Raw genomic sequence first — 665 nt, forward strand, 5'->3', positions numbered from 1 at the left:
AAAAGCGTTATTTGAATAGAAAAGGAGTGTTTACATGAGCGGTTTCTATCCGAAAGCAAAAATAAAATTATCTTTCGGTACTATGGGTGCAAATGTATATGACTTTGTGTCGACTGTTCAGGTTGAAAAAAGAATTGATGATTTAAAGATATTGGAGCATAACTTGGTTTCAGCATTAGAAATGGTTCGGAATGAAAAACGAGTTTTAGAGATGCATTTGAACAAAGAAAACTAAACAAAAACGCTATTTTATAAAAAAAGAGAAGCACTTGAACAGGGTGCTCCTCTTAATGCCAATACACAATACCTATCCAATTATAATGCATATGCATTAAATATTTAGTAATTATTTTTATGGTAAAAACTTCATTTTAGAACAAAGGGGTGGAACAATGAGGCATACACGGAATAGACAAGCCATTTTAACTTGCAAAGATAAGAAATACGCAACTTCTGTTTTGAAAGGTGCTAAAAACTACACTATAGAAACAATGATAGAAGAGTCGGTGTTAGAAGGAGAAATAGATTCAACTTTCAAATGGAATAGGAACGGATGTAAAAATCAGTACGTTTCTTGGGTGCTACCGATTGATATTTTTATCGAAGAAATAGCATTTGTTAAAGAAGATAGAAAATGATTAAAAAGGAGTACGTCGTTTATAAAG

2 protein-coding genes are annotated in these 665 nt (G+C 31.9%); both read left to right on the forward strand.

Annotated elements, in window-relative coordinates; all coding sequences use genetic code 11:
* The first annotated feature begins 34 nt into the window (after window positions 1-34).
* Window positions 35-235, forward strand: a complete 201-nt coding sequence (locus JDS96_RS30585) for a hypothetical protein (protein ID WP_199669105.1) — start codon at window positions 35-37, stop codon at window positions 233-235.
* A 157-nt stretch (window positions 236-392) separates the two neighbouring features.
* A complete protein-coding gene (locus tag JDS96_RS30590; RefSeq protein WP_199669106.1) occupies window positions 393-638 on the forward strand; it encodes a hypothetical protein in 246 nt (81 codons plus the stop codon).
* The last annotated feature ends 27 nt before the right edge of the window (window positions 639-665 follow it).

This window comes from Bacillus cereus group sp. N21 (assembly GCF_016483395.1).
Lineage (GTDB): Bacteria > Bacillota > Bacilli > Bacillales > Bacillaceae_G > Bacillus_A > Bacillus_A pseudomycoides.